Genomic DNA, 19,136 nt, shown 5'->3' on the forward strand with positions numbered 1-19,136 from the left:
AATTATCTTGCTTTTATTATACCAGAAAGGAGGCGGTTTGGGAGTGGCAGCAGGAAAAATATTTGCTATATCTTTCGCCATAAACGCCATGATGGGGGCGGGATTCACTGCAGCCATGAACCAGGGCGGGGCAGCTATGCAACGGCTCAGCGAAAAGACGAAAGAAATCAATGCCGCGCAGAAACGCCTGGATAGAGCCTGGCAGGATTCACAGAATCAAATAAAGGCCTATTCCCGCCAAATGCAGAGCCTGCAGACCCAGTACAGTCAGGGCAAGATATCCGAAAGCCAGTACCAGAATTCCATGCAGCGCATCTCTCAGAGCATGAGACAGGCGGGCATGAGTGCTGAGGATTATCGTGGACACCTGGCACGGCTCAAGGCAGAAATGAACCAGACCCAGGCTGCAGCCAAACGCCTTGAAGCGGCACAAGCGGGCAGGATGGCGGCAAGCGCCAAAATGAGTGCTGCCTGGGCTGGCATGCAGAGTGGCTTTGCCACGGCTGGCATGGTGGCAGCGCCTGTTATTGGTGCCGTGGAAACGGCGGCAAACTTCGAGGCAGCCATGTCCAAAGTACAGGCTATCACGGGAATCACGGATAAAGCGGACGAGCGCATGATAGCCCTCACCAATACGGCCCGCAAGCTGGGCGAAACAACCCAGTTTAGTGCCACCCAGGCGGCACAGGCTATGTCTTATTTAGGCATGGCGGGCTGGGATACTAATCAGATAATCGGCGGCATGCCCGGACTGCTGGCCCTTGCGGCAGCAGGTGGCACAGACCTGGCACGCACAGCGGATATTATTTCTGATGACTTGACCGCCTTTGGCCTGTCTGCTGATCAGGCAGGACACATGGCTGATGTATTTGCCGTCACCGTCACGAAGACTAACACCAACGTGGAAATGCTGGGCGAAACCATGAAGTACGCTGCCCCGGTGGCTAAAGCCTTTGGGGCCTCCATGGAAGAGACGGCAGCCCTTGCAGGTATCATGGCTAACAGTGGCATTAAAGCCAGTCAGGCAGGTACAGCCTTGCGCTCTGGCTTTTTGAGACTGGCAGGGCCGCCGAAGGCAGCCAGCAAGGCTATGGATGAACTGGGTATATCCCTGTCAGAAGCGCAGGCCCAGCAGCAGGAAGCTGCAGCCGCCTTGAAAGATTTGGGCATTGAAATGGAAGACCTCTCAGGCAAGCCCAAAAAGATGGGGGCAATCCTCACAGAACTGAGAGCCAAGATGGATGGCCTCAGTCAAGAAGACCGCCTGGCACGTCTTAAAGCTATCTTTGGTACTGAGGCAGCCACCGGCTGGCTGTCCGTTTTGGAAGCTGGCCCGGAGGTATTCGAAAGCCTGGTCAATGAAATGGAGAACTGCGACGGTAGGGCCGAACAGATGGCCAAGACCATGCAGGACAACGCTAAAGGAGCATGGACGCAATTCAAGAGCGCCCTGGAGGGCGTAGCAATCTCCTTAGGTACCATCTTCCTGCCGGCAATCACCACAGGTATTAAGACCATGGCAGAAGCGGCAGGGAGTGCATCGGGCTGGATAAAGGAAAATGAGGGGCTGGTAAAGTCAATCGGTGAGATAGGTGCAGGATTGGCGACGGCCTTTGTTTTCTTCAAAACCTTTCAGATGGGCAAGGCCGCTGTGGATCTTGTGTCAAGTTCCTTTGAGCTGTATAGCAGTGTACTGCGCACAACGACAGGGGGGCAGAAGCTGCTGACTTTGGCCACCACGGCACAGGCAAGGGCTATGTCTATCTTGCGGGCGGCAATGAATGCGGATATGTATCGCAGCATGGGCACCCAGGCGGCGAACGTGTTCCGTAGTATTGGCACCCAGGCAATGACCACATTCAGAGCCATCGGCGTTCAAGCTGCAGCTGCATTCAACAATGTGAGCGCTCAGGCTGTGGCTCTTATGGGGCGCATGAAAGCACTCAAATGGGGAGACATTGCCACAAGTATGACCACCTCTATGGAAAAGGCTTATGCAAGCATGGGGGCGGCTACAGATAGAGCCATAGCCTCCATACAGGGAAAATGGCAGGCTTTGTCCGCCAGAATGAGCAATTTCAGCCTGGCTGGTACAGCACAGTCAGCTGGCACGGCTGTGCAGGGCAGGTGGCAGAGCCTCAAGCAGGCGGTGGCCACAAATATGGGCGCTGCCAGCCAAGCCTTTGCCAATGGTGCAGCCGCCATAAAGAGAAACGCGGCAAGCGCTGGAACCGCCGTGATGAACATGGTGAGGAATTTCAACATAGGCAACGCTGTCCAAGCCGCGACACAGGGGCTGAAGCGGATGGGGGCAGCAATCCTCAGTGTAGGCAGGGCAGGCCTTGCGGCAATGTTCTCACCCCTGGGCGTGGCTATCATGGCCATAGCGGGGGCGGCCTATCTTATCTATTCAAACTGGGATAAAGTTGGCCCCTTCTTTATGGAGCTATGGGGGCGGATAACTGAGGCTTTCAGCAATGCCTGGACAATGATACAGCCAGCTTTGGCACAACTGGGGGCGGCGTTTGATGGATTGATGGGCTTATTTGCCAACGCATGGGCTGCATTGCAGCCTGTCTTTGCCCAGCTGGGCACAACCTTCGGCAATATCATAGCTGCCATAGCCCCTGCTTTTGCCCAGCTGGGTGTAACTATCGGTAATTTGGCCGTATCCATGGGGCCTGTTCTCACTCAGCTGGGGCAGACCATTATGACGACCTTTGAAGCCATTGCCAGCAGTGGTGTCTTTGAATATCTGATTCAGGCGGCGCAAATGCTGGCCACCATTTTCGGCGGCGCACTGGTGGGGGCTTTTATCGTCTTTGCTAATGTGGCAGTGGGAACCGTCACCACGGCTATTGGTATCGTGGCCTCCGTCATCACCGGCGCTATCGGCATATTCAGTGGGCTGATTCAATTCATCACCGGCGTATTTGCCCTTGATTGGCAGACCGCATGGAGCGGCATTGTGAACATCTTCCAGAGCATTTTCAGCACCCTGGGCAATATCGCTGACAGTGTGCTGGGCGGTATAAAGAACACTGTCAATGGCATTATCAGCTCCATTAAGAGCGTGGCTGGCTTTGGCGGTGGGGGCGGCAGTGAAATACCTGCCAATGCAAGAGGCGGTATCTATCGCAAAGGTGCTTTCCTCACCACTTTTGCAGAAGAATCCCCTGAGGCCGCTATTCCCCTTGATGGTTCGCAGAGAGCCTTTGCTTTGTGGCAAAAAGCTGGTGAAATGCTGGGAATAAAAATCCCCGGACAGGAAGAGAACCAGAAGCCCACCGCTGACCCGTGGAAGAATGCAGGCCGTATGTACCAGACCACGGCACCAGCACCACAGCAGGAGGATAAACCTCGCCACCATACCACTATCTGGGAGAAGGCTGGGGCGCTGCTGGGCATACCTGCCCAAAGAAAGCAGGAAGAGGAAAACAGACAACCTGCCATTAACCCCTGGCAGGACGCTGGACGTATGTTCCAGACTGCAGCCCCCGTACAGGAGGCGAAAGAGGAACAGCCTCACCGCCACACCACCATTTGGGAGAAAGCTGGGGCGCTGCTGGGCATACCCGCCCAAAGAAAGCAGGAAGAGGAAAACAGACAACCTGCCATTAACCCCTGGCAGGACGCAGGGCGTATGTTCCAAAACGTAGCGCCACCCCAGCAGGAGAAGGAAGGCCAGACCCGCCGCCATACTACCATCTGGGAAAAGGCAGGGGCTTTGCTGGGCATACCTCCCCACAGACAGGACAGGCCTCAGAGGAACCCGGAAAGAAACGAATCTTCAAGGCCTGTCGTGAATCCGTGGCAGGACGCTGGGCGTATGTTCCAGGCAACACCACCTAAGCAGAAAGATGGCAAGCCTCAAGAAAGAATCCCTAGCCTTTGGGAGAATCTGGGGGCGGCGCTGGGGGCAGGCATTCCTCAAACACAGGAAACCCCGGCACTTCCTACGGGCTTATGGAACAAAGCGGCGGATATTTTCGGCTTTGATGGCGCTGGTGGCGGTGATAGCTTCACCACCAACAATAACAGCACTACCACCGAAATCACCCCGCCGGCCATTACCATCAACCTCACAGTAAATGGTAATGCAGAGCCTGGCCCCATCAAGCAGGCCGTGCTGGATGCAGGGCAGAAGGTACAGCGTTCCTTTGAAGAGCAGATGGCAGAATTCAGCAGGATGAAAGCGAGGCGGGCTTTTTGAGCAGGACATACACCACCAAAAGTGGCGATATCTGGGACTTGATAGCCTATGAACAGCTGGGGGATTGTAAATACGTCAATCAATTGATGGAGGCCAATCCCCGGCACCTTGACACGGGCATATTTTCAGCCGGGGTAGTTCTCACTTTGCCGGAAATCACAGAGGATAACAAAGTGAAGAGCCTGCCCCCGTGGAGGAGGTAGGCCATGGAGGTACGGCGCACAAATATCAAATGCCTGTATGATTCACAGGATATATCCCAGGACATAGCCGCTTTCCTCAAATCCTTCACTATCAATGAGGTGCTGGGCGGGGAGGCAGATGAAGCAGAAATCTCCCTCCATGACCGGGAAGAGTTATGGATGGGGGACTGGATGCCGGAACTGGGGGCCACCATGGACATCACCCTGCAGGTTCAGAACTGGGAGGGTGAGGGAGATACCAGGGAGCTGCCTTTTGGCAAGTTCGATGTGGATGAAATCTCCATAAGCGGCTGGCCCCATGAAGTCAAAATCAAGTTGATTTCCGTACCTGTCACCGGCGGGATAAATTCCGTCAAGCGCACCAGGGCGTGGGAGAAAGTGAAACTTTCGGCCATTGCTCAGGACGTGGCAGGCGGGGTAGGCATGGAACTCTACTACGACACAGAGGAAGACCCCATGCAGGAGAGGGCAGAGCAGTCAGAGCAGACAGACCTTTCCTTCCTGCAGAAGCTATGCAAGGACGCAGGCCTTTCCCTCAAAGTCACGGATAACAAAATAGTTATCTTCGATGTGTCAAAGTATGAGAAGGAAGACCCGGTGCTGACCATCGTCAACGGCACCAGCGCGGTGAAATCCTTTGAGTGTAGGCAGACTGTCCACCAAATCTATAAGGCCTGCCATGTCAAATATAAGCACTCAAAGAAAGATGAACTCATAGAGTTTACTTTTACAGACCCCAAAAGGGAGAAGGGCGAAACACTGGAAATCAACGAAAAAGTTGAATCCGTGGCTGAGGCTGAGAAGCTGGCCAAGAAGAAGCTCCATGAGAAGAATCTTGAAGAAACATCTGTCAGCCTCACCATGGCGGGCAATTTCGCCTTGCTGGCCTCCAACACTGTGGAGCTGAAGAATTTCCGCAGCTTCGATGGCAAGTATCTCATAACCAAAAGCTCCCATGAAGTGGGCAATGGCTACACCACGAAAGTGGATTTAAGGAGGGTGATTGATGGATACTGAGGCGGAACGCCTGTTGAGGGGAATGGTAAGACCTGGTACCGTCACCAGCGTGAACGTGGCCAACAATACGGCCCGGGTGAGATTTGACGATAAGGACGGAATCGTAAGCCCGGAACTACATATATTACACCGCTGCTCAGGGAAAAATAAGGATTACTGGGTGCCGGATATTGACGATCAAGTTTTATGTATCTTCAACAACAATGACAAGAATTTCTCTACCGGCTGGATACTGGGCAGCTACTTCAACGAGAAGCAGCCGCCCCAGGTACAGAATTTGGATATCATGCGCTTCGATTTTTCGGATGGCTCATATTTTGAGTACAACCGAAAGAGCCACACCCTCAATGTGCAAATCACAGGGCCAATAAATATAAATGGCTCAGTTATCAATCTGAACTGCTAAAGGAGGCGGTGTAAATGCCACCACAGACAAGATTGGGGGACAACGATACGGGACATGATGCCTGCCCGCCCAGAGGGCTGGCAACAGGCAGCCCGGATGTTATTGTGAACGGCCAACCGGCGGGGCGTGTAGGAGATAGCTACCCTGCCCATTCCTGCCCCGCACACCCTCCACATAGTGGTGTAATAAATGCAGGAAGCAGCACCGTATTCATCAACAATAAGGCGGCTGGGCGAATAGGTGACCCTGTATCATGCGGGGGCAGCGTGGACGTGGGCAGCCCTAATGTAATCACAGGGGGCTGATGGAATGTCATTTCTTTCTAACGTGGCGGGAAGCTACGCCAAAGGACTGCAACGGAGCTTGAACAACATGGCCCAGGGGGTGCTTTCCCAGGTGATGGGAAAACTATCTTCCTTTGGCCTGTCCATGCCCCTGGGTAGCCTGGGAGATATCGTCTTTCAGGTATCCAGCCGCGAGGTTATCACCTTCGATGGCCTCAAGCGCACCACCAAAGCCCGCTTTGGCACACATGAAATCAACGGCCAGAAACCTTTGCTTGAATACCTCGGCCCGGATGGGGAGGAAATAACCTTCACCATGCGTTTTTCCACCAGCTGGGGCGTGGATCCTACAGCGCAGGCCCAGCAGCTCAGGGAACTGTGCGAGAAGGGCGAGGCCATGTATTTGATTATTGGCAATCAGACCGTGGGAGCCAATATGTGGGTAATCGAAAGCGTGGGTGAATCCCTGGTATCCGTGGATAACATGGGGCGGGTAATCGTCTCAGAGGTTGATGTAACACTCAAGGAATATGTGCCCCTTATGGGAGGAGGTGAGGGCGCTTGATAATCGATGTGACGGCAGAAATGAAGGACATCAACTTTGTTCCTGCCTCAGAGTATGAAGAGATTCTGCAGAACGTGCGCACCATCATCAACACCCTCAAGAAAACCGTGCCCATGGACAGAGAATTTGGCATTAACGGTGAAGTCATAGACTTGCCCATTGCAGCGGCTCAGGCGAAAATCACCGGCGAAATCGTGGCTGCAGTCAGCAAGTACGAGCCGCGGGCCAAAGTTGTATCTGTGGCCTATGAGGGCAAGGAAATGGACGGCACCCTGCAGCCTACAGTGAGGATAAAGATACAATGAACCTACAAAATTTAGCAGACCTGTCCTTTGCGGATAGAGACCCTGCAGACATTGAATCCAATGTCATAACCATAGCAGAAGGAATCCTGGGCAGGAAGCTGGCAAGGGCTGACCCTCTGAGGCTTTTCCTACTGGGGCTTGAATCCGTCATTATCCAGCAGCGGGAAATCATAGACCAATCGGCAAAGATGAACCTGCTGGCCTACGCTGTGGGGGATTATCTTGACCATATCGGCATACTGGTGGGCTGTGAACGGCTGCAGGCAACTGCCGCCAATACAACCCTCAGGTATACCCTTTCGGCAGCACGGGAGCAGGCCACACTCATTCCTATAGGGAACCGCGTTACGGCTGGGGATGGCGTATATTTCGCCACCACAGAGGCACTTTCCATAGCTGCCGGGCAGACCACGGGGGATGTGGCGGCCACCTGTACCATTAAGGGAACACAGGGCAACAGCTACGCCGTAGGGGAGCTGACCAAAATGGTTGACCCCCTGCCATTTGTGGCCAGTGTGACCAACCTCACCGCCACGGCAGGCGGGGCTGATGTGGAGACGGATGATTCATACCGTCTGCGAATCCAGCAGGCCCCAGAAAGTTATTCCTGCGCTGGGAGCAAGGGGGCCTATATCTTTTGGACAAAGACGGCCTCAGCCCTTATCTCAGATGTGGCAGTGATTTCTCCTAACCCATGTGAGGTGAATGTTTATCCTCTGCTGGAGGGCGGGCAGCTGCCGGGGGCGGAAATGCTGACCTTAGTCAGCAATACCTTGAATGCCAGAACCGTGAGGCCTCTCACCGACCAGGTGAGCGTTTTGGCCCCCACGGTGAAAAGCTATAATGTCACCCTCACCTACTACATAGATTCAGACGATGCCACCAGCGCCGTGGCCATACAGGCTGCTGTGCAAAGTGCTGTCTCTGAATTCGTAGCCTGGCAGAAAGAGCACCTGGGGCGGGATATCAACCCCACGGAACTCTATTACAGGGTGAGGGCGGCAGGAGCAAAGCGGGCTGTGATTACTGAGCCTGTCTTTGCCGCCGTGGCTGCCAGTGAGGTGGCCATAGAAAACACCATCACGGTGAACTTTGGAGGATTGGAAGATGGTTAAAGAGTTTAAGACCCTGAGCCTTCTGGAAATCCTCCCTGAAAGTATCAGGGGGGATCCTCAGATTGAAGCGGCGGCCAGCGCGTTGGATGCAGAACTGCAGGCCGTCACGGCAGACATCAAAGAAAACCTGCTCATAAGCAGGATTGATGAACTGCCGGAGCGTGTCCTTGACCTGCTGGCCTGGCAATGGCATGTAGATTTCTACAGGCCCTTGGGCATGGATATAGACACCAAACGGCGGCTTATCCGTGAATCCATAGCCTGGCACCGTATCAAGGGCACCCCTGCAGCCGTGGAAAAAGTGCTGGCAGCGGCTTTCGTGGAATCCTGGGTGGAAGAGTGGTATGAATACGGCGGCAGCCCCGGCTATTTCCGGGTGACTATCTCAGACGTAATCACTGACCCGGAGGAACAGGCCAACATACTGGCGGCCATCAACAGCGCCAAGAACGAACGTTCCTGGCTGGATGCTTTGCGCTATCTGCTGGTATTGAAGGACGAACTCACTGCCAGCGACCTGCTGGCCCTGCTGGAAGAAACCGGCTTTATCGAACGTTACCCATGGGTGGGCAGGTTCGCAAACGGTGCCTATCTGGCAGGCGGGGAGCATGGGGCAGCCTTCTGTGATGGCGCCTACACGGCCAATGGAACCATCAGGGCCAACGGGGCAGCACCAGGGGAGCAAAATCCCCAGCAGGTGTGGCCGAATATCGCCAATGGCGAATACCAGGCGGATGGCAGCATTTACGCCAAGTGCTGGAACCATACGGGGCTTATCTATGCCAACTCTGTAGGCATGGAAGTTTTCGTGGATTTGGTGAATCTCTTCCTGTCTGACCTCTACAGAATAAACATCTGGGCAGATGGCAGATTCAAGGCAGATGGCACCTTCACAGCAGGCTGGGACAACCCCATTGCAGAGGCCTTCACGGATACCACGGCGCTGGCTATCAGCGACACCGATAACGTCACTGAAACATCCGGGGGAACATTATCCACCCATGAGGCTGAAGAAGTAGGGCTGGTGAAACTGTTCTATGCAGACGGTGCTTTCTATCCCGGGAAACCTATCACGGCAGATGGCAGCCACTACGCCGGAGGCCTTATGCTGGCAGATGCCTTTGACGGCCTCACCAGCGAACCCCGGAAACCGAAGCTGGCCAATGGGCAGTATAAGGCCAACGGGGCGGAGAAACCCACGGCTGTGGCTATCAATGCCCGCGCCAACAGTGATGAAAACCTCAGCAGCAGGATAGTTCTGACAACTGAGGAAGTGGCGGCAGAAACCTGCAGCACCACCGAAAGAAATTCAACCAACGTGGTCACACCTCACATGGACACCGTGGACACTGGCACCCTGGCAGACGGGCAGGCCGTGGCCAACGGCAGCCATAAGGCCAGCGGGCACATGATGGAAGACAGCCTGAGCCTTGCCCACGCCGTAGGGCTGGCAGACAATAACGGCACCATCTATGCTGACGGCACCAGCAGGGCAGATGGCTCTATGATGGCTTTTGCCATGGAAGACGCCATCTCCATCACCGTGGGGATGGGACTTGTGGCCAACGGCAGGTATTTGGCCAACGCGGCAGGGGCCAGAAGGGCAGACGGGGCCTACAGGGCCAACGGCAGCACCTTCCCGGCACAGATTTACAATGCCAGATTTAATGCAGATGGCACCATCAAGGCAGATGGCAAGCATATCACCGGCTGGGGCGGCGCTGTCTGCGATTACAAGTACATAGCAGCATAGAAGGAGGCAAAGGATGAACAATCTGGGATTTGCCGACACCATGCAGGAAATGCGTGGGGCGGTGCATTTGGAAGTCTACAAGGCGGGGAAACTTATCCTTGCAGACGATGACCACAACCTCATTGTGGCGGCGGGCCGTGCCAAGCTGGCCCGCATGCTGGGGGGCGGGTACACGGGACACATCACCCAGGTGGGCGTGGGTACCGGCTCAGCGGCGGCAGCTTCAGGAGATACGGGCCTTACCAATACGGTGAAAGTCAATGTGTCTTCTGTGGAATATGCCAACAACAAAGTAAAATTCAACTTTGTGATAGGCACCAACGTGGCCAACGGGCTGGCAATCCGTGAGTTTGGCCTGTTCTTTGGTGATGGCACTCTCTTTTCCCGCCGGGTGAGAAAGTCCACCATCGGCAAGGAAGACGATATCCAGATTACTGGATACTGGGAAATCTATTTCTGACACAGGAGGAAGAGTAAATGGCTTATGTAGCAGAATCTGCAACGTGGAAAAACGGCGTATACCAGCTTGAGACCACAGATCCCTTGCTGGGCGGCGCTAACGGCGTGATGAATGAGGCCATCAAAGACCTGGCCTGCCGCACGCTGTACTTGAAGACTGAGCAGGACAAAATCAAGAATGAGATTCAGACTGCCCGGGGCGGCAAGGCAAGCCTCAATGCCCGCTTCGAGGCTTTGGAAATGACCTCCAAGCAGGGCGATTTCACCTTCAATGGCACCACCGGCGTTACTGTTTCCCATACTATCGGCAACACGAATTATGTTGTCAATGTGGCAGCCACGGCAAGCACCGGCGGCGATTTGGGAGATATCTATATTTCCCGTGGCGCTTATTACTTCACCGTCTACAACACCGGCGGGTACAAGGGCAATGGCCGTTATCAGATTTTGAACTAATGAGGGAGGCATAGAAATGCTGGATATCGTTGTAATCAATCCTGACATGAACCACGCGGAATTTTCCGTGAATGAAAAAGACCATTCCGTTATTGACCTCCATGATTTCACCCTGGGCGACCTCAGGGTGAGGGGGCGGAGCTTTGACCTCAGGGACTACTGGGGCGGCATTGCCCGCATTTTCTGCGAGTACAATGGTGACCTCTCCATGGATAACACCGTGGATCACCCCTTTATGTTGGCAGAAATCTATGTGCCGGAAATCGACACCAGGAATGTTCCCACCGGCCAGCGCGATGCCGGCGGGCAGGAAATCACCAAAACCGAAATTGTTTGGCCTGACCTGTCTGACACGCGGATCCTGCTTTATCCTATCCCCGGCCCCGTGGAAACTGAGAACGACAATGAGGAGGAAAACTAAATGATCAAAGACCTTTCCCTGAAAGCAATTCGTGAGCAGATTACATCCGGCATGCGTGATGTTACCTTTGTGACAGACGATGGCGGCACCACGGAAATGGTGTATATTCCGAAATTCACTATTCCGGCAGGGGCTTATGATGGCGGCGCTTTTCCTGCTGAGGCATTGAACCTGGGTGGCTTCTTCATCGACAAGTATCAGTGTTCTCACCAGACCGGCGATAATGCCAATATCCCCGTATCCCTGCCGGGGCGTATTCCCTGGGCAAATGTCAACCAGACTGAGGCAAAGACGGCCTGCGCTGCCCGCCTTATCAACGGCGTGGCCTGCCACCTGCCCACTATGAAGGAATGGGCAACTGTCTGCTTCCTGACTAAGCTGCTGGGGCATGATATCCACGGCAATAACAACTATGGCAAGGATTACCGCGACAGCAACGCCTGGGGTAACTATGGCGTACCTGATAAGACTTGTGACGGGCGCGTACTCACCGGCACCGGCCCTGTCTCCTGGAGCTGTGACGGCACCAGCAAGGGCGTGTTTGATATCGTGGGCAATGTCTGGGAGTGGATGGACTTCAACATCACCGACGGTATCTACACCCACAAGAAAACTGCCCTTATCAACGATGCAGATGGTATCACGGCTGTGGATACCACCATTACCCTCGACACCGTGGAAGATATCGACGCATGGCCTGAAACCGGCCTCATCCTTATCGGCAGTGAGTACATCACTTATGGTGCCATCGACAAGCAGACCTCTACCACGGCTGTGCTGTCCGGCTGCACCCGTGGGGCAAAAAGTTCCACGGCAGCCACCCACGCAAATGATGTTACCGTCTACCAGCTTACGGATTACTGTGTAATCCCCGGTGGCGCAACCGCTTATCTCACGGCAGACATTTCTGCTTCTGCTACCTCCTTCGCCTTCTCCGGCCTTGTCAATGGCCCGGACAATGACGGTTTTGCCGTAGGTGATACCCTGCAGATGGGCACTGAGCAGGCCGTTGTCACGGCGGTGGAGAGCAACACCCTCACCGTAAGCCGTGGCGCAAATGGCAGCACTGCCATCGCTCATTCCACTGGAGACGGCTTCACTAAGATTTCCCCGCAGATGAATAATAGTGACCCTGCAGGCGATGCCTACCAGTACGCCAAGATTAACACCATGCGGTTTGAATCCGACCTGGCACCCCTTGCCCTTCCTAAGGCTGTAGGTGTCGGTACTGAGGAATGGAAGGACGGCTTCTGGATCAGGAGCAAAGGCTCCCGGGCGGCCATCCGTGGTGGCAACTGGAACGTTGGCGGCAATGCCCGTTCTGGCTTCTACCTGAGCCTGTACGACGCGCCGTCGGATCGCCTCGCTTACATCGGCTTCCGCGCCGCTTTGTCTATCTGAAATCTGTCAGCCTGATAATCTGATGGCCTCGCGGTAGCGAGGCCTTGACCTCAAAGGAGAAATTGAATTGGAAGAAAACAACAGCAACGCACCAGCTAAAAGCGGATTTAAAGGACTTAAAATCCAGACGAAGACAGAGGATATGATTGGGTATATGTATGTAGTGCTCAGGCAGTATCCGAAATCTGAGAAATTCGTATTGGCAGCAGAGACTAAAAGAGTGGCCCTGGAACTGATGGAGCTTATCATATCCTGCAATAAGCACTATATGAAGAAGACCACCATGAGGGATGTGGACATACAGCTGGATACTTTGCGGGCCATGGTAAGGCTGGGGCATACATTAGGCTTCCTGAAGAATCATCCCTATGAGGTATTATCAGGCAAGATAGACGAGATAGGCCGTATGATTGGCGGCTGGATGAAAAGCATACAATCATAATATCTTGTAGGGCGTATGCTGTATCTGCGCACTGGCCCGGCTCCCGGGCGGCCATCCGTGGTGGCAACTGGAACAATGGCGGCAATGCCCGTTCTGGCTTCTACCTGAACCTGAACAACGCGCCGTCGAATCGCAACGCTAACATCGGCTTCCGCGCCGCTCTGTCTTTACGTCAGAAGTTTTAGGGCAATGCTGGCCCTAATCCCGGAACTAAGACAAAGGAGCATACGTCCTTGTTTTGAAAAAAGCAAAAATAAGTTATCACGCCCCCGCTTAGTAGGCAGAAAGACCGAAAAGCGGGCGCTATTTATTTGGGAGAACTATGAAAACATACAACGACCTATATCCTAAAATCTATGACTTTCAGAATCTCCTGCTGGCCTACCAGAAGGCAAGAAAATGCAAGAGGTACAGGCCGGAGGTGCTGAAATTCACAGAGCACCTGGAAGAAAACCTGATAGATATACAAAACTCTCTGATCTACAAGACTTATGAGCCTGGCAGATACAGAGAGTTTTATGTTTATGACCCTAAAACACGGCTGGTGCTGGCAGCGCCATTCCGTGACAGAGTGGTACACCATGCCTTGTGCAATCTCATAGAGCCAATCTTTGACAGCACCTTCATTTCTGACAGCTACGCCTGCAGGAATAACAAGGGCACACATAAGGGCGTGGAAAGGCTTGTATATTTTCTAAGGAAGATGCAGGCCGAACATGGCAAAGTCTACGCCCTAAAGTGTGATATCCATCATTACTTCCAGAGCATAGACTGCTCCATTTTGGAGGGGCTTATCAGGAAGAAGATATGGGACAGGGAAACTCAGTGGCTTTTCCATATCATTCTCTACAGCGCCGTAAGTGGAGAAGGCAGGGCCGTGGGCGTTCCCCTGGGGAATCTCACCAGTCAGCTGTCCGGCAATATCTATCTCAATGAATTGGATCACTTTGTGAAGCAGGAGCTGAAGTGCAAACACTACCTGCGCTATATGGATGATTTCATATTGCTGCACCCGGACAAGGCCCAGCTCCATGAATGGCTGAGAGAAATCAGGGTGTACCTTGAGGAAAGGCTGCTGCTGAAACTCAATGGCAAAACATCCGTCTTTCCCATCAATCAGGGCATAGATTATCTGGGCTATAGGATTTGGCCTTACAAGCTGCTGCTTCGCAAGAAGTGCATAACTCGCATGAGGAGAGGGATGGAATACCTGGCTAAGCACAGGGACGCATATCCTCAGGAACATATCCAATCGGTAATAGCTTCATGGTACGGCCATGCCCAGCGGGCAGACGTGCCGAATTTGAAAGACTGGCTTGAGCAGGAGGCCTGGGAGAAATTTGGCATTGTGCTCAGGAGAAAGGAAGAATGATATGTATGACTTTATTTTTGGCGTTCTGCCCACAAGGGCAAACGCTGCAGGCAGCAGCCTGCTGGGGGCATGTGGAATGGTAATAGCATATCTGTTTGGCGGGTGGAGCGCTTCACTGGAGGCCCTGGTGGTGGCCATGGCCATAGACTACTTAACCGGGGTACTGGCAGCGTATATCAACCCGCATTTGAAACTTGATTCAAGGATTGGCTTTAAGGGCATAGGCAAGAAACTCATGATACTTGCCCTTGTTTCCCTGGCTCATTTCCTTGACAGAGCCACGGGGCAGGAAATTATAAGCCTTATCGTGACGTGGTTTTATTTCGGCAATGAGGGCCTTTCCATCATAGAGAACGCCGCCAAGGCAGGCGTTCCCGTGCCGGAAAAGCTCAAGGAATCTTTGAAGCAGCTGCATGAGGAGGAAAGAGAACCATGAGCGACAGCAAAAACAAGGAACAGAATCAGAATGTAACCAGAACCGTGCCGGAATACAATCAGGTAAAGCCGGAGGACGATAACCTGGTAATCAAGGCTAAGCAGGAGGCCCAGAAAAAGAAGGAGGCAGGGGAATGATGGAAAGAGCGAACGTCATAGACACGGGGCTTGAATTCGTGAGAGACCTCGAAACCCGCTATAAGACAGACATGATTGTCATTCACCACACGGGCCGCAATGATATCGACGCAAGCGCCCAGCAGATTCACGGCTGGCATATCAACCAGCAGGGCTGGGCAGGAATCGGCTACCATTACGTGATCCGCAAAAATGGCACCATAGAACAGGGCCGCCCACATTGGACGGTAGGAGCGCATGCCTACGGGGAGAATTCCCACACCATCGGCATACACCTTTCCGGGGATTTCATGGAAGCAAAGCCTACCTGCGATCAGATTGAGAGCGTGGCCATGTTGCTGGCAAACCTTTGCACGGATTATGGCCTGCCTATCGACAGGGGACATATTGTGGGACACCGTGACCTCATGGCCACCAGCTGCCCCGGAGACAATCTTTATAATATGCTTGATTTGATTATCGGCAAAGCAATCTACTACGCAGTACAGTGACGGAGGCACAGACTAAATGACGCGGCAGGAAATAGCTTTAGAAATCGCAAAAGGACTTATCGAGACCGGCATAGAGGGCGGCTTCGACGCTATCAGCTGCAGCACGGGGGGAGACTATCCCTCCCTGGGCTGCAGCCAGTGGGAGGGTGACAGGGCGGATGACCTTCTCGACAGAATCCCCGGCGGGGAAAAATTCGTGGACAGATCCTATAGCGACATTGCGACGGCGGGCGAACTGGAGGAGCTGGCTCAGCTTATCAGCAGTGAAGCAGGGCAGGAGGTACAGCGGCAAAAACTACAGGAAGACTGCCTGGATTATGTAGACACACTGCAGGGCATAGTTTTCCTTGACGATAGCCGCTGCATCATTTACGCCGGTATGTGGTGCCCTACCAGCACCAGCGTGGTGGCCCGCTTCATCCGGCGGCGGCAGGAACGCGGCTATAACATCAGGAGCCTGGAAACCTTGCGGGATATGTTCCGTGATGAATATGCCCAGGCTGCCTGCATTCCCAGAAACTGCTATGAAGGCTATGCCAACAGGGCAGAAAACACCTTCCAGTACGTGGCAGCCATAGACCTCTCCACGCCCTACGGCGTGCCCGTCTACGGTGAGGGGCCTTTCGGACGCTGAGCCACGCCGCTTTCAAAGGTGCCGGTGAAAGTAATTTGACACATTCCAGCGATTTTCTAAAGTGACAGAAAATGTCGCTTAGGTGTCACTTTACTTTTACCGGGAAATCGTGCCCTTACTTGACCTGAAAAGTAAAGCCAGTAAGAGCATTTAGGCGAAAAGTCAAGAGCATAACGTAAAACGTAAACACCAAAAGGTAAGAGAATTTACGTTTTGCGTGAACTCTTTACGAAAAGGAGGCAGGAAATTGAATGAGAAAACTAAATTTATTGGGGCGGGCCTTGCTGTTGTGCTTGTTATCCTTGCTCTGGCTGGCACCCTTTGGCTATTGTTCGGAGACATCAGAACAGATCCCGGAACAAGTGACCCTGTCAATGAGCGAATTCAAGACCTTGAGAGAGAACAGCAGGAAGCAGCAGGAGCTATTGATGAAGCTATCGAAAGAGCTGCAGACAGCCAGGGAACAGCTGCAGACCTCGCGGGGCGAATTGACCATAGTCAGGAACTCACTCACAGTATCTCAATCGCAAACGATGGAGCTAGAGAGGGAACTGGCAGAGCAGAAGCAGCTATCGGAGAAGCTGCAGAAGCAATTGACAGAGCTGCAGGCCTCGCAGATGAATGCGAAGAACTCATTAGAAGCAGCGAATCTATATTTGCAAAGTATGACAGATGAAATCAAAGCAGAGCGGCAGGCCCGGGAAAAGACCGAAAAACGCCTTAGGCAGCAGAAGACCCTATGGCAGATATTGTCTATTGCGTGTGGAGTGTGGGCTGTGGCGAAGTAACTTCCTATATATAAATGGCGTACAGTATCAATAGTCTAGAAAGTTACACACAAGTTACAAAAATGGCGATAATCCCATTAAAATAGTAGCTCCCAGTTCTCCAAGCGTTAATCCGCTTACAAGAGAATATTGCAAGATCCCGTCAGACATGGTTTGGCGGGGTTTTTTTATGCTTGTCAGGCCATGGAGCGATGGCAGTCAGTGCTGGTTGTTGTGCATGATGACGAATGTTTTTGTAGAATCTACATCTATTTACAAAAATTAATCCTTGACAAAAGGGGTGAAGGCAGGTATTATAAAGACCATCAGTTGGAGTTACAACTTTACAGCGTTTAAATCGTAGAGCAGAAAGAGTAGTCAGATTGCAGTCCTTCAGCGAGTCGGGGACCGGTTTTCCGGAGGTGGGAGGCCCGATGGACGAGGTTTGATGAATGGTTCTGTGAGAGCTCACCGAAAGCATTGCATAAATGCCAGTAGGCTGGGACGGCTGCCTCCGTTACAGGGCTAGGGCATCGAGCTTTTCTCCGTGCCTGAAATGAGGAGCCTTTCTTTAGGTTTGAATCGGGTGGCACCGCGAAGATATTTCGCCCCGGCAGGAAGAGATATTTCCTGCCGGGGCTTTTGTTTTTTATAATTCCTCTTAGCCTGCCCCGCTTGCGGGGAAGGTGGCAGCCCGCAGGGCTGACGGAAGGGGGAGGAGGCTGTGAGATGATAGTCAAGATATGCGGGATGAAGACAGAGGAGGCTGCCTTGGCGGCAGAAGCTGCCGGGGCTGATCTTTTGGGCTTTATCTTCTACAAGGGCAGCCGCCGCTATGTGGCGCCGGAGATTGTGAAAGAGATTTCCACCGGGATCAGGCATAGCAAGAGAGTGGGCGTCTTCGTGGATGCTCCCTTATCCGAAGTCAATGAGATTGCAGAGTTCTGCAGCCTTGATTACGTACAGCTGCATGGCCATGAAGATGAGGCTTATGCCAGACGGGTAGCAAGGCCGGTCATCAAAGCTTACCGTTATGGAGATAACTTCAACGCTGATGAGGCCGGGCATTATCCGGCAGAAATCATACTGCTGGACAGCTTTGTGAAAGGTGAGGCGGGAGGCACGGGCATGACCTTCGCCTGGCAGGAAGCCAGCCGGGAGGTGGCCAGCCTTGGGAAGCCCTTGCTGGTGGCAGGGGGGATTTCTGAGGAGAATCTTTCCGAGGTGGCGGAAACCTTTCATCCCTACGGCGTGGATGTGTCCGGCAGCCTGGAGGAGCAGGGAGAGAAATCAGTGAGGCTGATAACTTCCTTCCTGCGGGAGGCAGAGCGATGGCGGGGCTGAAGGCCGTTCCCCCTTCCACCACTAGCGTGGTCCCCCTCCCCCGTAAACGGTGGAGGCTAAATTAAAGACAGAGAGGTACAAGACCATGAAAGATATATTAGCCGAGATTGTGGCAAAGAAAAAAGAGATTGTAAATGACGCCCGCAGGGAAATGCCTTTGACGGAAATCAAGGCCAGGCTGAATGAGGGCAAGGGGCAGTTCGGACATTTCCGCATGTCCCACAGCTTCCGCCAGCGGGATTGGAATCTGATTGCCGAGTGCAAGCTCCAGTCCCCGGCCAAGGGGAGGCTGAACAAGACCCACTCCGTGGTGGAGATGGCCCATATCTATGAGGCCAACGGGGCGGCCATGCTGTCCGTCCACACTGACCCGCACTTCCTGGGCAGCAATGAATCCTTCAGGGAAGTGCGCCAGGCGGTGGAGCTTCCCCTGCTGCGGAAGGATTTCGTCATTGACGAGTATCAGCTCTATGAGGCCAGGCTCCTGGGGGCGGATGCGGTGCTGCTGATAGCCCGCATCCTTTCTCCCGCCCAGCTCAAGGAGTACCTTTACACCACCTGGAGCCTGGGCATGGATGCCTTGGTGGAGGTCCATGACGAAGAGGATATGGAGGCGGCTCTGTCCACTCCTGCTGAGTACATCGGCATCAACAACCGCAATCTGGTGACCTTTGAGACAGATATCCAGAATACGCTGGAGCTGCTGCCCTATGTGACGGGGGAGCGCAGACTTATCAGCGAAAGCGGCGTCTTCACCCGGGAGGATGCGGAAATCCTGCAGCAGGCAGGCTGCAAGGGCATCCTGGTGGGGGAGGGACTGGTGAGGGCCAATGATATAGCCCGCCAGACCCGCCTGATGGCAAAGGTTGGAGAAAAGGCCGAGGCTTCGGCTTGACTATATTAGGAAATGAGGAA

The 19,136-nt window shown here is 53.5% G+C and carries 22 protein-coding genes and 1 other annotated feature; all 22 genes read left to right on the forward strand.

Features of this window, described 5'->3' with window-relative positions; genetic code table 11:
* Nucleotides 1-43 precede the first annotated feature (43 nt).
* Nucleotides 44-4,213, forward strand: a complete 4,170-nt coding sequence (locus tag P159_RS19320; protein ID WP_051650232.1) for a phage tail tape measure protein — start codon at nucleotides 44-46, stop codon at nucleotides 4,211-4,213.
* Nucleotides 4,210-4,416 carry a tail protein X gene (locus P159_RS0107675; RefSeq protein WP_029542932.1) on the forward strand — a complete coding sequence of 69 codons (207 nt, stop codon included), beginning with the start codon at nucleotides 4,210-4,212 and terminating at the stop codon, nucleotides 4,414-4,416. The genes P159_RS19320 and P159_RS0107675 overlap by 4 nt, the downstream gene beginning before the upstream one ends.
* A 3-nt stretch (nucleotides 4,417-4,419) precedes the next feature.
* The gene (locus P159_RS0107680; protein WP_029542934.1) at nucleotides 4,420-5,433 is read left to right on the forward strand and encodes a contractile injection system protein, VgrG/Pvc8 family; all 1,014 of its coding nucleotides are present in this window, start codon (nucleotides 4,420-4,422) and stop codon (nucleotides 5,431-5,433) included.
* On the forward strand, nucleotides 5,423-5,839 hold the full coding sequence (locus P159_RS0107685) for a phage baseplate assembly protein V (protein WP_029542855.1): 417 nt from the start codon (nucleotides 5,423-5,425) through the stop codon (nucleotides 5,837-5,839). The genes P159_RS0107680 and P159_RS0107685 overlap by 11 nt, the downstream gene beginning before the upstream one ends.
* Nucleotides 5,840-5,853: 14 nt before the next feature.
* Nucleotides 5,854-6,144 carry a PAAR domain-containing protein gene (locus tag P159_RS19915; protein ID WP_029542936.1) on the forward strand — a complete coding sequence of 97 codons (291 nt, stop codon included), beginning with the start codon at nucleotides 5,854-5,856 and terminating at the stop codon, nucleotides 6,142-6,144.
* A 4-nt stretch (nucleotides 6,145-6,148) separates the two neighbouring features.
* A complete protein-coding gene (locus tag P159_RS0107695; protein WP_051650233.1) occupies nucleotides 6,149-6,688 on the forward strand; it encodes a phage tail protein in 540 nt (179 codons plus the stop codon).
* Complete coding sequence (locus tag P159_RS0107700; RefSeq protein ID WP_221174085.1) at nucleotides 6,685-6,993, forward strand: GPW/gp25 family protein; 309 nt, start codon at nucleotides 6,685-6,687, stop codon at nucleotides 6,991-6,993. The genes P159_RS0107695 and P159_RS0107700 overlap by 4 nt, the downstream gene beginning before the upstream one ends.
* Nucleotides 6,990-8,108: a baseplate J/gp47 family protein gene (locus P159_RS0107705; protein ID WP_029542941.1), complete on the forward strand. Its 1,119-nt coding sequence runs from the start codon at nucleotides 6,990-6,992 to the stop codon at nucleotides 8,106-8,108. The genes P159_RS0107700 and P159_RS0107705 overlap by 4 nt, the downstream gene beginning before the upstream one ends.
* Entirely contained in the window at nucleotides 8,101-9,861 is a 1,761-nt protein-coding gene (locus P159_RS19325) for a phage tail protein I (RefSeq protein WP_051650234.1), read from the forward strand. Before P159_RS0107705 ends, P159_RS19325 begins: the two co-directional genes overlap by 8 nt.
* A gap of 13 nt (nucleotides 9,862-9,874) precedes the next feature.
* Nucleotides 9,875-10,321, forward strand: coding sequence for a phage tail protein (locus P159_RS0107715; RefSeq protein ID WP_029542943.1), 447 nt, complete (start codon nucleotides 9,875-9,877; stop codon nucleotides 10,319-10,321).
* A gap of 17 nt (nucleotides 10,322-10,338) precedes the next feature.
* Nucleotides 10,339-10,776: a hypothetical protein gene (locus P159_RS0107720; RefSeq protein ID WP_029542945.1), complete on the forward strand. Its 438-nt coding sequence runs from the start codon at nucleotides 10,339-10,341 to the stop codon at nucleotides 10,774-10,776.
* A 16-nt stretch (nucleotides 10,777-10,792) separates the two neighbouring features.
* A complete protein-coding gene (locus tag P159_RS0107725) occupies nucleotides 10,793-11,197 on the forward strand; it encodes a hypothetical protein (protein WP_029542947.1) in 405 nt (134 codons plus the stop codon).
* Entirely contained in the window at nucleotides 11,198-12,598 is a 1,401-nt protein-coding gene (locus tag P159_RS0107730; protein ID WP_029542948.1) for an SUMF1/EgtB/PvdO family nonheme iron enzyme, read from the forward strand.
* Nucleotides 12,599-12,665: 67 nt separating this feature from the next.
* Nucleotides 12,666-13,040 carry a diversity-generating retroelement protein Avd gene (gene avd, locus P159_RS0107735; protein WP_221174084.1) on the forward strand — a complete coding sequence of 125 codons (375 nt, stop codon included), beginning with the start codon at nucleotides 12,666-12,668 and terminating at the stop codon, nucleotides 13,038-13,040.
* Between the two features lie 322 nt (nucleotides 13,041-13,362).
* On the forward strand, nucleotides 13,363-14,412 hold the full coding sequence (locus P159_RS0107740; protein ID WP_029542871.1) for an RNA-directed DNA polymerase: 1,050 nt from the start codon (nucleotides 13,363-13,365) through the stop codon (nucleotides 14,410-14,412).
* A gap of 1 nt (nucleotide 14,413) precedes the next feature.
* Nucleotides 14,414-14,848: a phage holin family protein gene (locus P159_RS0107745; RefSeq protein ID WP_051650221.1), complete on the forward strand. Its 435-nt coding sequence runs from the start codon at nucleotides 14,414-14,416 to the stop codon at nucleotides 14,846-14,848.
* A complete protein-coding gene (locus tag P159_RS20605; RefSeq protein WP_185753665.1) occupies nucleotides 14,845-14,985 on the forward strand; it encodes a hypothetical protein in 141 nt (46 codons plus the stop codon). Before P159_RS0107745 ends, P159_RS20605 begins: the two co-directional genes overlap by 4 nt.
* A complete protein-coding gene (locus tag P159_RS0107755; protein ID WP_318253540.1) occupies nucleotides 14,982-15,476 on the forward strand; it encodes a peptidoglycan recognition family protein in 495 nt (164 codons plus the stop codon). The genes P159_RS20605 and P159_RS0107755 overlap by 4 nt, the downstream gene beginning before the upstream one ends.
* 16 nt (nucleotides 15,477-15,492) lie before the next feature.
* Entirely contained in the window at nucleotides 15,493-16,110 is a 618-nt protein-coding gene (locus tag P159_RS0107760) for a hypothetical protein (RefSeq protein WP_051650222.1), read from the forward strand.
* A 247-nt stretch (nucleotides 16,111-16,357) separates the two neighbouring features.
* On the forward strand, nucleotides 16,358-16,786 hold the full coding sequence (locus P159_RS0107765) for a hypothetical protein (RefSeq protein WP_185753666.1): 429 nt from the start codon (nucleotides 16,358-16,360) through the stop codon (nucleotides 16,784-16,786).
* 443 nt (nucleotides 16,787-17,229) lie between these two features.
* Nucleotides 17,230-17,493: a binding site (T-box leader), on the forward strand.
* Nucleotides 17,494-17,606: 113 nt separating this feature from the next.
* Complete coding sequence (locus tag P159_RS0107770; RefSeq protein ID WP_029542952.1) at nucleotides 17,607-18,221, forward strand: phosphoribosylanthranilate isomerase; 615 nt, start codon at nucleotides 17,607-17,609, stop codon at nucleotides 18,219-18,221.
* Nucleotides 18,222-18,306: 85 nt separating this feature from the next.
* Nucleotides 18,307-19,116, forward strand: coding sequence for an indole-3-glycerol phosphate synthase TrpC (gene trpC, locus P159_RS0107775; protein WP_029542953.1), 810 nt, complete (start codon nucleotides 18,307-18,309; stop codon nucleotides 19,114-19,116).
* Nucleotides 19,117-19,136: the final 20 nt, after the last annotated feature.

The sequence above is a fragment of the Selenomonas sp. AB3002 genome (assembly GCF_000702545.1).
GTDB lineage: Bacteria > Bacillota > Negativicutes > Selenomonadales > Selenomonadaceae > Selenomonas_B > Selenomonas_B ruminantium_A.

Bases quoted from the DNA above. Each gene is read 5' to 3' on its own strand.
- trpC (WP_029542953.1), top strand. From the start codon at position 18,307: ATGAAAGATATATTAGCCGAGATTGTGGCAAAGAAAAAAGAGATTGTA.
- P159_RS0107695 (WP_051650233.1), top strand. From the start codon at position 6,149: ATGTCATTTCTTTCTAACGTGGCGGGAAGCTACGCCAAAGGACTGCAA.
- P159_RS0107770 (WP_029542952.1), top strand. From the start codon at position 17,607: ATGATAGTCAAGATATGCGGGATGAAGACAGAGGAGGCTGCCTTGGCG.
- P159_RS19325 (WP_051650234.1), top strand. From the start codon at position 8,101: ATGGTTAAAGAGTTTAAGACCCTGAGCCTTCTGGAAATCCTCCCTGAA.
- P159_RS0107720 (WP_029542945.1), top strand. From the start codon at position 10,339: ATGGCTTATGTAGCAGAATCTGCAACGTGGAAAAACGGCGTATACCAG.
- P159_RS0107760 (WP_051650222.1), top strand. From the start codon at position 15,493: ATGACGCGGCAGGAAATAGCTTTAGAAATCGCAAAAGGACTTATCGAG.
- P159_RS0107755 (WP_318253540.1), top strand. From the start codon at position 14,982: ATGATGGAAAGAGCGAACGTCATAGACACGGGGCTTGAATTCGTGAGA.
- P159_RS20605 (WP_185753665.1), top strand. From the start codon at position 14,845: ATGAGCGACAGCAAAAACAAGGAACAGAATCAGAATGTAACCAGAACC.
- P159_RS0107715 (WP_029542943.1), top strand. From the start codon at position 9,875: ATGAACAATCTGGGATTTGCCGACACCATGCAGGAAATGCGTGGGGCG.
- P159_RS0107705 (WP_029542941.1), top strand. From the start codon at position 6,990: ATGAACCTACAAAATTTAGCAGACCTGTCCTTTGCGGATAGAGACCCT.
- P159_RS0107725 (WP_029542947.1), top strand. From the start codon at position 10,793: ATGCTGGATATCGTTGTAATCAATCCTGACATGAACCACGCGGAATTT.
- P159_RS19915 (WP_029542936.1), top strand. From the start codon at position 5,854: ATGCCACCACAGACAAGATTGGGGGACAACGATACGGGACATGATGCC.
- P159_RS0107685 (WP_029542855.1), top strand. From the start codon at position 5,423: ATGGATACTGAGGCGGAACGCCTGTTGAGGGGAATGGTAAGACCTGGT.
- P159_RS0107730 (WP_029542948.1), top strand. From the start codon at position 11,198: ATGATCAAAGACCTTTCCCTGAAAGCAATTCGTGAGCAGATTACATCC.
- P159_RS0107680 (WP_029542934.1), top strand. From the start codon at position 4,420: ATGGAGGTACGGCGCACAAATATCAAATGCCTGTATGATTCACAGGAT.
- P159_RS0107745 (WP_051650221.1), top strand. From the start codon at position 14,414: ATGTATGACTTTATTTTTGGCGTTCTGCCCACAAGGGCAAACGCTGCA.
- P159_RS0107740 (WP_029542871.1), top strand. From the start codon at position 13,363: ATGAAAACATACAACGACCTATATCCTAAAATCTATGACTTTCAGAAT.